We start from the raw sequence: 13,894 nt of genomic DNA on the forward strand, positions 1-13,894 counted from the left end.
GACCGCTTCCAACGCGCGAGCCATGTCCAGCAATTCGAAGTCGCCGCGGAACGGCCCGATTACCTGAAGGCCGAACGGCATGCCCGCGTGATCGACGCCGCACGGTAAAGCGAGCGCCGGATTCGTGACCAGCGTGACGACGTAAGTCAGCGCCAGCCAACGATAGTAATGGTCCAGCGCAACGCCATTGATCGATGCCGCATAAGGCTCGCGCCAAGGGAACGGCGACACGGGGGTGGTCGGCGCGAGAATCACATCGTATCGATCGAAAAGACGCTGGAAAGCCCGAAACAGCCGCGTTTGAGCGGCATGCGCCCAGACACAATCCGTGAGTGAGAGGCGCATGCCCATTTCGTAATTGGCGCGCGGGTTGGGACCGAGCGAATCGGGGTCGCTTTCATAGGCCTCTTGAAGTCCGGCGACGAACGCTTCAGCCCGCAATACATCGAAGCACCGGTGCGCGTCGGCAAAATCGAAATCGAGCGGCTCGCACAAGGCAAAATTGTGCTTCAGCGCCGCAACGCGCTCGCGAAACACTGCGCGAATTCCGGAATCGACCTCGCACACGCCGAAGTCCTCGGTGTAACCCACTCGCAGCCGGGACAGATCGGTCCACTGCCGAGCTCCCGCCGCGGCCGGTACCGCGTAGCTGAGCGGATCCGTATCGGAGGGTCCCAATGTGGCCAGCAATTGCAGACGAGCATCTTCGACTGTTCGCCCCATCGGTCCGACCACCGAAAGCGGCGTCCACCCAAGCGGCTTTCGGTCGCTCGGCACGAGTCCAGGCGAGGTACGCAAACCGACCACGCCGCACTTGGCCGCGGGAATACGCAGCGAGCCGCCCGTATCCGAGCCGCTCGCGAGCGGCACCATGTCGAGCGCCAGCGCGGCCGCCGACCCGCCCGACGAGCCCCCGGCGTTCAGCAACGGGTTGAACGGGTTGCCGGTCGCGCCCCATACCGGATTGAACGTGTTCGCGCCGGCACCGAGCTCGGGCACATTGGTCTTGCCGACTACAATCGCGCCGGCCTGCCGCAACCGTTTCACGAGCACATTATCGGCATCGGGAATGTAGTTGCGAAAACGCGGCGAGCCATAGGTCGTCAGAAGCCCCTCGGTTTCTTCCAGATCCTTGATGCCGATCGGCAAGCCCTGGAGGATGCCCTTGCGCTCTCCCCTGGCGAAAGCGGCGTCGGCTTCGCGCGCTTCACGCCGCGCACGGTCGAACGAAGTCGCGGTAAAAGCGTTCACCTTGGGATTGAACATCTCGATGCGCTCGAGACATGCCTCGAGCAACTCGAGAGCGGATACCTCGCGCGCGTCCAATAACGCGGCAAGCGCCACTGCGCTATAACGGGTCCATTCGTTTCGATTCGACATGAGCACTGACGTCCTGGCAAATTTCGGCATTCGTTGCGAATGTAGCGCAAGCGCTGAACCCGGGCCAGTGACGAATATCGAACGCACCCGTCACTTTTGGACAAGCGCGCCCGACGGCGGCAACGCGCGGCAGATTAAATCCAGAAAGCCGCGCATCAGTGGCGGGATCTGACGACGCGCGAGTGTTTGCACCTCGATCGATCGATCGCTGACGTTGAGTTCCGGCACCGGCAGCGCAATAAGTTTGCCCTCGGCGAGCCGCGTGCGAATGACGAGTTCGCCGCAAAAGGTAATGGCATCGCTTGCTGCCGTGAAGCGCAACAGCGCTTCGAGCGTCTCGCTCATGAGCACGCTTTTACAAGCGACACCCTCGCGGGAGCAGTAGATATCGATGAGCTTGCGCAACGTCGAATTCGCGGCGGGAATGGCAAGCGGATAGGCGAGCAATTCGCGAAACGAGACGCACTCGGCGCTCGCCAGCGGATGCGCCGAACCCACGACCGCGAGCACGGGCGACGGCATCGAATACACCGCCTCGATATCGGCGCTGGGGCCCAGGCTGAACGTGAAACCGATGTCGGCATCGGCCTGGCGCACGCGTTGTGTCACGCCAGCGGCGGAATCGACGCTCAACTCGAATTGGACGCGCGGCTCATGGCATCTGAAATCGGCCATGGCTTGCGGCAGGAAGTCGGCTACGAAACCCTCCGTGCAGGCAATGCGGATCGTGAAGGCCGCATCGCAGCGCAACGCCTCGATCTCCGCGCTGACCTGTTCGGCGTCGAGCAGCGAGCGGCGCGCGTAGGCGGCGAGCACCGCACCCGCCTTGCTCGGCACCATGCCGCGCGAGCACCGCTCGAACAGCGTCACGTTGAGTTCGCTCTCCAGCCGGCCAATCTGCCGGCTGATTGCCGACGGCACAACGTGAAGCCGGCTTGCGGCGTCGCTGATCGAACCCGTATTGACGACTTCGAGGAAATAGCGGACAGCCGCCTCCTGCAGAATTCTGGCATTCACATTCATGGTGCGAAGCGCGCGACGGAGTAAGTCGCGACATCATAGCGCCATACACCACGGTCCAATTTTCCGCGGCGCTTACGCTTCCTGCGCGTTGGCCGCCTGTACACCGCGTATTTTGGCTGCGCTGATCGTCAGGCTGACGAGCGTCGCGACCGCGGTGGAAGCGATGAGAAAGCCGAAGGCCGCGTCATAGGTGCCGTAGTAGGAAACGAGAAAGCCGATGACGGCCGGCGCGACGAACCCGGCGATCTGTCCACCGAAATTCACCATGCCGATGCCGGTTCCGACGAGCCGCTGAGGCAGGATTTTGGTCGGCAACGCAATGACCACCGCCAACACGAACGATTTGAAAAAATAGACGATCGCCTGAAAAGCGATAACGCCGGCGATGGTCTGTGCCGTATACATTTCGTAGAGGAAAAAGCCGGTAACCGCACAACAGGCCGTCATGAGCCGCTTTTCCTTGCCATCGAAAAAACGCGTCATGACCCAGCCGCCCATTGCCGTCGAAATGCTTGCCGCGATAAACGGCAACGGCGTCAGCAAGCCGACGGCTTTGAGATCGAGATGTCGAGCCGTCAACAAGTAGGCAGGCATCCACGCATCGAGCCCTTTATTGACGATACCCATACCGAACCACACCGTCAGTACCTTCCACATCAACGGCATTCTGAGCAATGCACGGGAGCCGGCTGCGTCGCGGGCGGCGAGCGCCTGCGTGGGCGGTTGGCCGGACGGCGTCTCGCGCGACGGCTTCACGGCCTTCACAAAGAAAAGGTAAATCAGCGCGAAGACAATGCCCGCGATGCCGATCGCCGAGAACGCGTGCCGCCAGCCGAGCGTCAGAATCAGGGGCGCTACGACGAGCGGTGCAACGAAACTGCCGACATAGTTCGACGAGACGAGCATCGCCGACATTTTCGGCCGTTCCACGCGCGGGTAGATCTCCGCGATGCCTTTGATCGAAGCGGACGGATAACCGCCCTCGCACAAGCCGAACAGAAACCGGATGGCGATCAGCGAGGCGAGCGACCAGGCCAGTCCGGTCAACAACGTGAACAAGGACCAAAAGGCAATCGATGTGACCACCACCAATTTGCTGCCCCACCGATCGGCGATCCAGCCGCCGGGGATTTGCATCGCCGCGTAGCTGAGATAAAACACGCTGAGCACTATGCCGAGCGCGGCCGGGCTCAGATGAAATTCCTTGCCGATATGAACGAGCGAGAGCGAGATCGCGACCCGGTCGATATAGGAAATGCAAAAGCCGATATAGAGGAGCGCAAAAACCCAGATGCGCGCCTGCCGCTGCGCGTTCACGTCATGCATGGTGTTGGCCCGAAGAATACGTGAAAGGCCGACGCGCGCGGACCGGCGGTGCCGGTGACCCGCTTCGCGATGGGTCTAGCCGATCCTAAAAAGCCATTAAACCGTGGACAAGTGACAAATTCCGAACGCTTCGTTCTCGAAAACCGATGCGGCACGCGGTCGATTCGGGTAACGGCAAACGCGGGAGCGCACAGAACTTCGGACTGCTGAAGTCATTGCCCGCCGGCGCTGCGGAATGTTTCGAGCGATCAGGCGTCCGACTCGACGCACACACGGCACGGCGTCGGGACCGCCCGAGCGAGGGTGCGCCGCTCGATGAAACCGGACAGCGCCCAAACGCCGAGGCCGCCCAGGGCGAGCAGCGCGCCTACCGGCCCCGGAGAGGTCCAGCCAAAGCCGGCCGCGATCGCGAGCCCGCCGAGAAACGGGCCCAGGGCATTCGCGGTATTGAACGCTGAGTGATTGAGCGCGGCAGCGAGACCTTGCGCGTCTTCGGCGACATCCATGAGCCGGGTCTGGAGTACCGTGCCGAGTGCGCCGCCGATGCCGATCAGGAATACGTCGAGGGTCAGCAGCCAGACGTTCGACGCGGCAAACGGAAACAACAGCAGCACCGCCGCGCTCCAGGCGAGCAACCACCCCACCGTGCGCATCAATGCGCGATCCGCGAAGACGGGAATGACCAGATTGCCGACGGTCAGACCGACGCCGAACACGCTCAGCACGAGCGAGGCGCTTGCCACCGACACGTGCGTCACGCGATGGAGTACATCGGCCAGATAGGTGTAGACCGCGAAGAGCCCGCCGAACCCGATCGCCCCGATACCGAGCGTGAGCCATACCTGCGAACGCCCGAGCGCGCCCAGTTCGCGCAGCGGACCCGCGCCAGGCGCTGGCGGTGCCTTGGGCGCCAGCAAGCGCACACACGTCATCGTGAGCACGCCGAGCAGGCCCGCGAACGCAAAGCTCCATCGCCAGCCGATTGCATGGCCCAGCCAATTCGATAGCGGAACACCGACGATCGTGGCCGACGTCAGCCCAAGAAACATGCGGCCGACCGCCACGGTGCGACGATCTTCGGGCACGAGCGAAGTGGCAACCAGGGCCGCGGCACCGAAATAGGCGCCGTGGGGCAAACCGCTCAGGAAGCGGAATACGAGCATCCAGTGATAGTTCGGTGCGATGGCGGACAAACCGTTTCCGAGGGCGAACATTCCCATCAGCACGATGAGCAGCAGCCGTCGGTCGAGTCGCGCGCCGAGTACGGCCAGCGCGGGTGCGCCGACGACGACACCGAGCGCATAGGCGCTGATCACATGGCCGGCCGTCGGGGCATCGATGCCAAGGCCGTCGGCGAAAAGCGGCAAGAGGCTCATCGTCGCGAATTCGGTCGTGCCGATGGCGAATCCGCCTACCGCGAGCGCGAGCAACACCAGCCCGACATGTTTTACTGCGTGAGGTCGAGACTCGATGTGGGTCTGGGTTTGCATGACATCGTTCGGGGATACGTCGGCGGGAAGTCGGCGATTGTACCGATTACGGTGCGATCGCGTATTCGCGCGGAGCGGTGCTGTCGAACCAACGCCGGCACCCGCCAGCGCAGCGGGTGCGAACGAATCGCCTGGAATCGCCTGGAACCGGCCGAACCGGGCAGCGTCTTGCGCGCCCGGTGCGAGGCGCGGGTCAGTCGACGAGGCGAACGCCGAGGAACGTCGCGCGGGAACGGCGCACGCGCTCGGCCTCGCGGTGGCGGGCCTGGAACGAATAATCGGCGTCGAGCGGCAGGTGCGGTGACGCGAACAAATCGCTGACCTTTTGGAACAGGGCAAAAATGAAGCTCATGGCGACTCCCGATCGAATAAGGGTTTTCCCTAGACAGAATTCTAGGTATTTTCCCTAGCTTCGTCTAGTGCGCCGCACAAATATTTTTCTGTTGCCCTTGCCAGAAGCGGTTGAGGCGTTTTCCGCGTTGCAGCATTACAACATCGGTGCCGTCAGGGGATCGACGCGCCGAGCGGCGTCCTGGCCGCCCGCGCCGGGGCCGCCCAGGGCGAATGGTCGAGCCATTCGCTCAGTGCGGCGCGCGGCATGGGACGCGCAATGAAATAACCCTGCGCGTAATCGCACTCCAGGCTGCGCAGCTGGTCGAGTACGCTGCCTGTCTCCATGCCCTCCGCCGTCACCTGAATGCCGAGACTGTGGGCGAGCCCGATAATCGATTGCACGATCGTTCGAGCCGCATCGTTGCCAGCCATTTCCACCACGAACGATCTATCGATCTTCAGTTCGTCCACCGGCAAACGCTGCAGATACGACAGCGACGAATAACCCGTTCCGAAATCGTCGATCGCGAGGCCGACGCCAAGCTCATGAATCTCCGTGAGCGCCTTCAGCGATCGGTTCGGATCGGCCATCACCGCGCTCTCCGTCACCTCGAGCTTCAACTTTTCCGGCGGGAAACCGTGCTTGTCGAGCAGATCCTTGACCTTCTCCGGAAACCGGACATCGAGCAAATTTCGAGTCGAAATGTTGATGGCCACGGTGAGATCGGGCGCGTGCCGGCTGAGTGCGAGGACTTCCTCGATAGCGGTCTCGATGACCCACTGGGTGAGCGGATGAATCAGGTCGCTCAGTTCCAGGATGGGCATGAATTCGGATGGCGCGACCATGCCGCGATCGGGCGTCATCCAGCGAATCAGCGCCTCGATCTCGCAATGTGCCGCACCGCGCAACGAGACCTTCGGCTGGAAGTACAGCACGAACTCCTGCTTGTGCAACGCATGGCGAAGCCGGCTCATCAGCAGCCTGCGCTCGTTGCCCGATTCGACTTCGCTGCCGACGACGAATCCGCTGCTTTCGCGCTTGGCCCGGTACATGGCCGCATCGGCGTTGTGCATCAGCGACTTGACGTCTCTACCGGTGTCGGGCAACGCGGCGGCGCCGATGCTGCCGCTGATCTGCACGTCCATGCCGACGATCCTAAAGGGTTCGCGCATGACCTGCACGAGGCGCTTCAACAGTTCGCCGAACTCGGCATGGTCGACCGTATCGACGACGAACGCGAATTCGTCGCCGCCGAGCCTGCCGAGCGCCGCGCCGTCGGGCAATTCGAGCAGCAGCCGGCTTCCGACCTCACGCAACAATTGGTCGCCCGCCTCGTGGCCGAGCGAATCGTTGATCTCCTTGAAACCGTCGAGATCGACCAACCCGACGAACAGGCGCGCGCCGCTCAGCAAACAACTCTGCACACGCTGCTCGAGCAAATCGACGAAACTCGTTCGATTGAGCAGCCCCGTGAGCATATCGAGCGTGGCCTGGCAACGCAGCGCATCCTGCTGCAAGCGCCTTTCGGTGGTATCGAGGAACGTCACGATGGTGCCGCATACCGCGCCTCCTTTCATCATCGGGTACGCCCAGCATTCGACCGGCAGCACCGCGCCGGCCTTCGTCACGAAGACCTGGTCGTCGAGATGAGTGTGTGTGCCGGGCTGCTGTAGCGCATGCAGCTTGCACCCCCGCGCGCCGTGAACGCTTGCTTCGTACTGCGAACGATGAATCAGCGTATGCATATGCATACCGACGAGCTCGTCCGCGCGATACCCGAGCAAACGTTCGCAGGCGCCGTTGGCGAACGTGCATCGCCCTTCGCTATCGAGGCCGTAGATGGCCTCCACCGTCGAATCCATCAGCGAAGCAAAAAGCTCGTTTTGTTCGCGGATCGTGCGAGAGAGAGAACGGCGATACGTCACATCCGTGATGAGGGCGAGGGACGCATCGTTGCCCGAAAAGCTCAATGCGAAGTAGGCGATTTCGACCAGGAGCTCCTGGCCGCTCGAATTTCGATGCAGCCGTGCGGCGCCGTCGGGCAGCTCGCCCCCCTGCTCGCGCACGCGCGACGGGCCATGCGGATGCAGCTCGAGATCCGCCTCGCACATGCCAAGGAAACGTTCGCGCGTGAAGCCATAGTGTGCAATTGCACGGTCGTTGACCGCCAGGAATCTGCGCGTGCGGGCATCGCAAACCCACATAGGATTCGGGTTGCGCTCGAAAAGCGAGCGGTACTCGGCTTCCGATTGCATCAGCGCCTGGGCAGTGCGGTTACGCTCCATGCTGAGGGCGGCGATCTCCGCGCTCAGTTGCCCGATTTGAATATCCTCCGTCGAGGGGGCGCGCGCCGTGCGTGCATACAGCGCGAACGAGCCGAGCACGCGGTGGCCCGTCGAGATAATCGGATGAGACCAGCAGGCACCCAATCCGTGTGCGCAAGCGAGTGCCCGATAGTCCTTCCAGAGCGGATCCGTGGCAATGTCGTCGACCACCACGATGCGCCGCTCCGCAATGGCCGTACCGCATGAGCCCACGCCCGATGCGCATTGCAAGCCGACGAGCGCGTCGGTGTACGACGCGGGCAAGCTCGGCGCGATGCACGATGTGACGCGCAACGTCGCCGGATCGACGATGACAACGGAGGCGAGGGCCCCCTCTATCTGATGTTCGGCAAAGCGAGTCAGCAGCACGAGGGCGTCATCGAGAGGATCGTTCTGCGCAATTCGCCGCAATACCTCGATCTGGCCCGCTTCACGCCGGAAGGATGCCTGCCACTGCCGTTCATGGCGCGCGAGCTCGGAGCCGAGCTCGTCCAGCTCGACGGCAATCCGGCCAAAAGGCGCCTCGTGCACCTGAGCCGAGACGGACGTACCGAATTGCCGCGTACGCAGCCTCGTGGTTGCATCCGCGAGCCGGTCCAAATGACGCTTCATGTCGATGCGTGCGAGCATCCAGCCGCCGAGCGCCGCGCAGGCCACGGCCAACAAGGCCAGCACGACGCCGACCGCTCGACCCTGCAGCCAGCCGCCGCGTCCGCAAACGAAGACGACCACGGCCGCCAGCGCCGCCACGCCCACGCCGACCGCCACCCAGTGCCTTCTCTCGGATATTGCCTTCCACGACCGGTTGTTGCGCATCATTTTTTATCGCCTGCGGCTGGCGTTGCCCTATTCGTCTATCGGGCACATTCGCCCGACAATGAATGCAGGTAAACCCTCGCGAGCCGGCGGTGCCGCGTCAGGGACGCCTTGGGCCGGTCACTCGCCGCTGCGCAAGCCCGTATGACACGGAAGGCGAAACAACCCACCTACTTCGCAAACAGTTGCCCGATGTCCTTGAACGCCTTGAATTCCAACGCATTGCCGCAGGGATCGAGCAGGAACATCGTCGCTTGTTCGCCGACCTGCCCCTCGAAACGAACATACGGCTCGATCACGAAACGGGTGCCGGACGACTTCAGCCGCTCGGCAAGCGCTTCCCAGTCCTCCCAACCGAGCACGACGCCAAAGTGAGGGACCGGCACATCGTGGCCATCGACCGGGTTGGTATGGGCGTGCTGCTGCGACGGCGTCTTCGGATGTTCGTGAATGACCAACTGATGACCGAAGAAGTTGAAGTCCACCCATCGCTCGCTCGAGCGCCCCTCCTCGAGTCCGAAGACTTTGCCGTAGAACGCGCGCGCGGCGGGCAGATCGTAGACGGGAATTGCCAAATGAAACGGAGAAAGAGTCATCGTTTGCGCCTAATATCGGTTTAAAGCCAGGGTCGAATACCGCACGTACATCTCGTTGAAGACGGGCCGTGCACAGCGTTCAAACACCATCGCGAAACAAGCTATCGAGCTGCGCACCGGACGCCCCATCGGCGAACCCATCGAAGCGTCCCTCGGCCAACGCGCTCGCCGCCCGCATGAACCCTCCCCACGCCGCGCGCGCCAGCCCGCCGCCCACGCTGACGCGCCGCACACCGAGCGCCGCGAGATCGTCGACGGTGAATTCGGACGTTGAACCGATCAGCACATTCACCGGTTTCGGTGCGACGGCCGCGACGACCGCTGCAATCTGCTCGCGGGTCTTGATACCGGGCGCATAAAGACAGTCCGCGCCGGCCTCGGCATAGGCGCGCAGCCGCGCGATCGCATCATCGAGGTTCGGCACGCCTGCAATGAAGTTTTCGGCACGGCCGATCAGCAGGGCATCGCCACCCGCCTCGTCGATCGCGCGGCGTGCAGCCTGCATGCGCTCGACCGCCATCGGCAACGGCAACAGCGGCGCGTTGGGGTCTCGCGTCGAGTCTTCGATCGACAGGCCCGCCACGCCCGTATCCAGTGCGAGCCTGACGTTTCGCGCGACGCCGGCGGCATCCTCGGCAAAACCGTTTTCGAAATCGGCATTGACGGGCAGAGTGGTGGCCGCCACGACGTTACGAAGATGCTCGAGTACACGCTCGAGCGCCAATGTATTGTCCGCGTGACCGACGGACCAGGCGAATCCCGAACTCGTCGTTGCAATGGCTTTGAAACCGAGGCTCTGCAGATATCGCGTACTGCCGATATCCCAGGCATTCGGCAGCACGAAGCAACCCGAAGCATGTAAGGCACGAAACGCAGCGCGCTTTTGCGCGACGGTAGGAACCATGGAGGACTCCTCGATGGACAGTGGAAGTATCGATATACCCATGCAACGGGCTTCGCCAGATGATACCGGACCAGCGCGGAACGACTCGTTACGATCGATGTCCATCGCGTTGTCCGTCAACGCATATCGCGCCGCTGCGCGCTTTCGTATGAATAAAACGAAGTGTCGCCTGCGTGCCGGATCAATGGCGGTTTCGCCAGTTTTGTCGCGAGTAAACTGACGCGTCCGGCTCGCATCGATCAAACGGATCGGCGAGCGCGGTCGAGCGCATTCGAGTGATGGGAGGGTCGAAGTGTCAAGGCAAGTGCGGTGTATCGATTTAATTGGCCTCGTTATCCTGCCGGCCGCCCTGACGTTTTCCGCGGGCACGGCATGCGCGCAGGAAACCAGTGTGCCGGGGCAGCCCGGCCTCTTTTCGGGCACCACCGCAACCCACACGGACGCTGTGATAGAAAAGATCGACATGAACACCAATACGCTGACGCTCCGCAAACAGGACGGCTCGCTAGTCGACGTCGTGGTCGACAAGACGGTCGGCAATGTCAGCAGACTGCACATCGGCGATCACGTTGCGATCACCTATACGCGTGCGCTGATTCTCAGCGCCGAGCGCGCGGCCGAAGGGGCAATACGCGAACGCCTCGATACGCAGACCGTCACTCCCGCCTCGGGGGGCATGACGAAAACGGTTCATCGCGTACAGGCCGTGGCGACCGTGCTCGCCATCGATCGGGGCCGGCGGCTGTTGACGCTGCGCGGTCCGAGCGGCCCCATGACACTGCAGGCAGCAACGGATCGTTTTCTCGACGGGCTACAAGTCGGCGAAAACATTCGTGTCGATTACATCGAAGGCACTGCGCTCGAGGTCACGCGCGATGGCGCGCCGGTACGGTAGGTCCGGCGGTCACCGCGGCGTTCGTCAAGCGCGGCTTTCGTTCAACGCACGCCGCAACAGCTCGTCGACGACACCCGATATTCCTTCCGGATGCGTGGCGGCCATCTCCTTGAGACGGCCGACCAATTCGCCATCGAGCTTGCATGCAAATGGGACGAGCCCTTTGGCTTGATCCAGTTTGCGCTGCTCGCGCCGATTGAGCGGCGCATCGGCCGCGGCTTTGCCGAAACGCTCGGAATGGGCTTGTTTCATCGAGTGCGTGAGCTTCAGTGCCTTGTTTTTCTCAAGGTCGGTTTTCTTCATGGCCATGCTTTTGAATTCCGCGAATCAGGGTTGTCGAAGCGGCATTGTACGCGGCGAACGAGCGCATTCAGCCGCGAGCCTGGATGTCGCCTGCCATTCGCGCTCATTCACGATCCACGATTCATGTCCGGAGCTCATTCACCCCCACCCACCATGACTCAGGCACGTTGAGGCATCCCACCCGCCAATAAGAGCTGAAGCCGCCTTAGCCAGCGCTGCAACAACGGGCGCCGTTCGCGCCATTCGCTCGTCAGCGTGACATGTGCAGCCGAATCGCCTTCAACGCTGAGCCAGACCCGCTCGCCGCGCAACAGACGGATGACGTCTCCGGGGCGCAGCCAATAGTCGTCGAGATGGCCCGCTCGCGTGAGCCAGACCGGTGCGCCTTGCGCCCGCAGCTCGGTGTCGACCGTCATGCGCCACGATACGGCGCTGGCGGGTGCGAGCGCGGCATGGACGACGACCATCCATTCGGAGGCGGCGTCGAGCGAGCGCCCAACGGGTAAAACGCGGCAATCGAACTGCGGGGTACTTTCGGTCATCTTTCTCTCCGTCGATTGAGCCGGCAGACGGAGGAAGCCACCAAAACAAAAAGGCCCCATCCGTTTCCGGGGGGCCTTGTCGTGCATTCGAAATAAAGCTAATGCGCGTACGCCCCCGATGATGCGCCCCAGCGGGCGTTCATCGGGTGGTTAATGAAAATGGCGAAATGGGTCGGCGTAAGCATGTCAGTGAGTTTCCATGGACGCGCAACGCCTGTCAACGGAATTTTGATATGCGAGAGAAAGGCATTCCGGTACGCAGGTGCGCTCGTGAATTGTGTTTTACGGTAATTCGTAGTGAGCGTCCGTGAATCAGATCAAAAGCGTCGTCAGACGCGCATTGGCTCGTAGCGCGAGCACACCCGGCCTGCCGAATTCGTTGAGTCGCACGTCGAGTGCAGTGAGCGAACCGCTTTCCGCTAATGCGCGCGCGGCCGCGTCGTCGAGTTCGTTGCCGCTGGCGCTGAGCGAACTCAGCGTGCTGCTGCCTGCCAATGCGCGGGCGCCCCCCTCGCCGATCCGGTTGCCGCTCACGTCGAGCGATCTGAGCGAGCGGCACAGTGCGAGTGCCTGTGCACCCGAGCTGCCGATGCCGTTCAAGCTCGCGTCGAGCGCGGCGAGCGAGCGGCTCGCCGCGAGCGCTTCGGCACCTTCGTCGCCGATTCGGTTGCCGCTCACGCTCAGCGTGGCGAGCGAGCCGAGGGCCGCCAATGCACGCGCACCGGGCGCACCGATGTCGTTATGGCTTGCGTCCACGGAAACCAGCGACGTACTGTGCGCCAATGCACGCGCGCCCTCGTCACCCATCGCATTCGAGCCTATATCGAGCGAAATCAGCGAGGCGCTCTGCGCGAGCGCTCGAGCGCCGGGCTCGCCAATCTGGTTGTGGCTGACGTTGAGGGACTTCAGCAAGCGGCTGCGCGAAAGCGACTGTGCTGCCGCGTCGCTCAGCCCGTTGTCGCTCACGTTGAGCGAGGTGAGCGACGAACTGCCTGCCAGCAGACGTGCGCCGTCGTCTCCGATCAGGTTGCCGCTCACATCGAGCGATCGCAGCGAGCGATTCGCCGCGAGCGCCCGCACACCGTCCCTGCCGATTTCGTTGCGACTGACGTTCAATGCGCTCAGCGTTCGACTCGCTGCCAGCGCACGCGTCCCTTCGCTGCCCAGCCGGTTGCGACTCACGTCGAGCGAGACGAGCGAGCGGTTGGCCGCCAATGCGCGAGCGCCCCTGTCGCCGATCCGGTTCCCGCTCAAGTCGAGCGCGATGAGTGTCGGCATATTCGCGAGGATTCGTGCACCCTCGTCGTCGATTCCCGCGCGAGCCGCGTTGAGCGATGACAGCGGCAGCTCGGCCAAATGTTCGAGTCCGGCCTTCGATATCGCGCTGCCCCGACACTCTCTCAGATCGACATGGCGCAACGACGGCGGTAGCCCCGCCAAATCGTCGACCGAAAACATACCGCTCAGGCGCACGCTTTGCGGCCGCAGCTCCGTGTGCTTCAGCCTCGCGAGGTCCTCGCTGCAGCGGATCTCCAACGGTGCCTCGGCGGCGCGGCGCAGGTGTGCGTTGACTGAACGCATGGCCCAACGAGCCGTTTGCCCGTTGTGAAGGAACGCGTCCTCCCAGGCGGCGGCGGAAAAGTGCGGGACTTGGGCTCCGGCCAGCGGCAACGTGTCGGCCTCCGACATGCTTCGTCGATGATGAGCCGCTCGCGTTCGAACGAGCTCGGGCGATGCGCGTTCAGGCGCGGCTGCCCCGGGCGGTACCCAGCCTGGGGTGAGCATCCGGGGGCCGCGCCTGCGGGAGAACCAGCGGCGGCTTCCAAACGCTTCGGCGGCTTCGCTCGATTCGCGCGGCACCGGTTCGGGTTCGGCTCGATCGCCAGCCTCGGCGGCACTCGTCTCCCGAGGCGGCACCGGCGCTCGCGGCGCAGGCGCTGCGCTCGACGGCGCGGCGCTGT

General features: G+C 63.2%; 12 protein-coding genes. 1 reads left to right on the forward strand and 11 read right to left on the reverse strand.

The window, feature by feature from the left end; genetic code table 11:
• The 8 genes from VGL01_RS25840 to VGL01_RS25875 form a co-directional block, all read right to left on the reverse strand.
• Positions 1 to 1,380: amidase (locus VGL01_RS25840; protein WP_331574511.1), on the reverse strand; the 1,380-nt coding region annotated here is incomplete at its 3' end.
• A gap of 90 nt (positions 1,381 to 1,470) precedes the next feature.
• The gene (locus tag VGL01_RS25845) at positions 1,471 to 2,397 is read right to left on the reverse strand and encodes a LysR family transcriptional regulator (protein WP_331574513.1); all 927 of its coding nucleotides are present in this window, start codon (positions 2,395 to 2,397) and stop codon (positions 1,471 to 1,473) included.
• A 78-nt stretch (positions 2,398 to 2,475) separates the two neighbouring features.
• Positions 2,476 to 3,729 (reverse strand): MFS transporter, encoded by a 1,254-nt coding sequence (locus VGL01_RS25850; protein WP_331574514.1) that lies wholly within the window; start codon positions 3,727 to 3,729, stop codon positions 2,476 to 2,478.
• A 248-nt stretch (positions 3,730 to 3,977) separates the two neighbouring features.
• Positions 3,978 to 5,219, reverse strand: coding sequence for an MFS transporter (locus VGL01_RS25855; RefSeq protein WP_331574515.1), 1,242 nt, complete (start codon positions 5,217 to 5,219; stop codon positions 3,978 to 3,980).
• Between the two features lie 193 nt (positions 5,220 to 5,412).
• The gene (locus tag VGL01_RS25860) at positions 5,413 to 5,571 is read right to left on the reverse strand and encodes a hypothetical protein (RefSeq protein ID WP_331574517.1); all 159 of its coding nucleotides are present in this window, start codon (positions 5,569 to 5,571) and stop codon (positions 5,413 to 5,415) included.
• A 152-nt stretch (positions 5,572 to 5,723) separates the two neighbouring features.
• Positions 5,724 to 8,696: a bifunctional diguanylate cyclase/phosphodiesterase gene (locus tag VGL01_RS25865; RefSeq protein ID WP_331574519.1), complete on the reverse strand. Its 2,973-nt coding sequence runs from the start codon at positions 8,694 to 8,696 to the stop codon at positions 5,724 to 5,726.
• 167 nt (positions 8,697 to 8,863) lie between these two features.
• Positions 8,864 to 9,289, reverse strand: a complete 426-nt coding sequence (locus VGL01_RS25870) for a VOC family protein (RefSeq protein WP_331574521.1) — start codon at positions 9,287 to 9,289, stop codon at positions 8,864 to 8,866.
• A gap of 79 nt (positions 9,290 to 9,368) precedes the next feature.
• A complete protein-coding gene (locus tag VGL01_RS25875) occupies positions 9,369 to 10,193 on the reverse strand; it encodes an isocitrate lyase/phosphoenolpyruvate mutase family protein (RefSeq protein ID WP_331574523.1) in 825 nt (274 codons plus the stop codon).
• Between the two features lie 292 nt (positions 10,194 to 10,485).
• On the opposite strand from VGL01_RS25875, the gene VGL01_RS25880 reads away from it, so the two are divergent.
• The gene (locus VGL01_RS25880) at positions 10,486 to 11,088 is read left to right on the forward strand and encodes a hypothetical protein (RefSeq protein ID WP_331574525.1); all 603 of its coding nucleotides are present in this window, start codon (positions 10,486 to 10,488) and stop codon (positions 11,086 to 11,088) included.
• Positions 11,089 to 11,112: 24 nt separating this feature from the next.
• Here the strand turns inward: VGL01_RS25880 and VGL01_RS25885 are convergent, their stop codons facing one another.
• The 3 genes from VGL01_RS25885 to VGL01_RS25895 all read right to left on the reverse strand — a co-directional run bounded on the left by VGL01_RS25885 (position 11,113) and on the right by VGL01_RS25895 (position 13,622).
• Positions 11,113 to 11,397, reverse strand: a complete 285-nt coding sequence (locus VGL01_RS25885) for a hypothetical protein (protein ID WP_331574527.1) — start codon at positions 11,395 to 11,397, stop codon at positions 11,113 to 11,115.
• A 152-nt stretch (positions 11,398 to 11,549) separates the two neighbouring features.
• Positions 11,550 to 11,933 carry a DUF2917 domain-containing protein gene (locus tag VGL01_RS25890; protein ID WP_331574529.1) on the reverse strand — a complete coding sequence of 128 codons (384 nt, stop codon included), beginning with the start codon at positions 11,931 to 11,933 and terminating at the stop codon, positions 11,550 to 11,552.
• Between the two features lie 312 nt (positions 11,934 to 12,245).
• Positions 12,246 to 13,622 (reverse strand): GALA protein, encoded by a 1,377-nt coding sequence (locus tag VGL01_RS25895; RefSeq protein WP_331574531.1) that lies wholly within the window; start codon positions 13,620 to 13,622, stop codon positions 12,246 to 12,248.
• Between the last annotated feature and the right edge of the window lie 272 nt (positions 13,623 to 13,894).

The sequence above is a fragment of the Trinickia sp. genome (assembly GCF_036503415.1).
Taxonomy (GTDB): domain Bacteria; phylum Pseudomonadota; class Gammaproteobacteria; order Burkholderiales; family Burkholderiaceae; genus Trinickia.

Coding starts and splice junctions, on each gene's coding strand:
- VGL01_RS25860 (WP_331574517.1), bottom strand. CDS start 5,571: ATGAGCTTCATTTTTGCCCTGTTCCAAAAGGTCAGCGATTTGTTCGCG.
- VGL01_RS25875 (WP_331574523.1), bottom strand. CDS start 10,193: ATGGTTCCTACCGTCGCGCAAAAGCGCGCTGCGTTTCGTGCCTTACAT.
- VGL01_RS25890 (WP_331574529.1), bottom strand. CDS start 11,933: ATGACCGAAAGTACCCCGCAGTTCGATTGCCGCGTTTTACCCGTTGGG.
- VGL01_RS25870 (WP_331574521.1), bottom strand. CDS start 9,289: ATGACTCTTTCTCCGTTTCATTTGGCAATTCCCGTCTACGATCTGCCC.
- VGL01_RS25855 (WP_331574515.1), bottom strand. CDS start 5,219: ATGCAAACCCAGACCCACATCGAGTCTCGACCTCACGCAGTAAAACAT.
- VGL01_RS25885 (WP_331574527.1), bottom strand. CDS start 11,397: ATGGCCATGAAGAAAACCGACCTTGAGAAAAACAAGGCACTGAAGCTC.
- VGL01_RS25895 (WP_331574531.1), bottom strand. CDS start 13,622: ATGTCGGAGGCCGACACGTTGCCGCTGGCCGGAGCCCAAGTCCCGCAC.
- VGL01_RS25850 (WP_331574514.1), bottom strand. CDS start 3,729: ATGCATGACGTGAACGCGCAGCGGCAGGCGCGCATCTGGGTTTTTGCG.
- VGL01_RS25865 (WP_331574519.1), bottom strand. CDS start 8,696: ATGATGCGCAACAACCGGTCGTGGAAGGCAATATCCGAGAGAAGGCAC.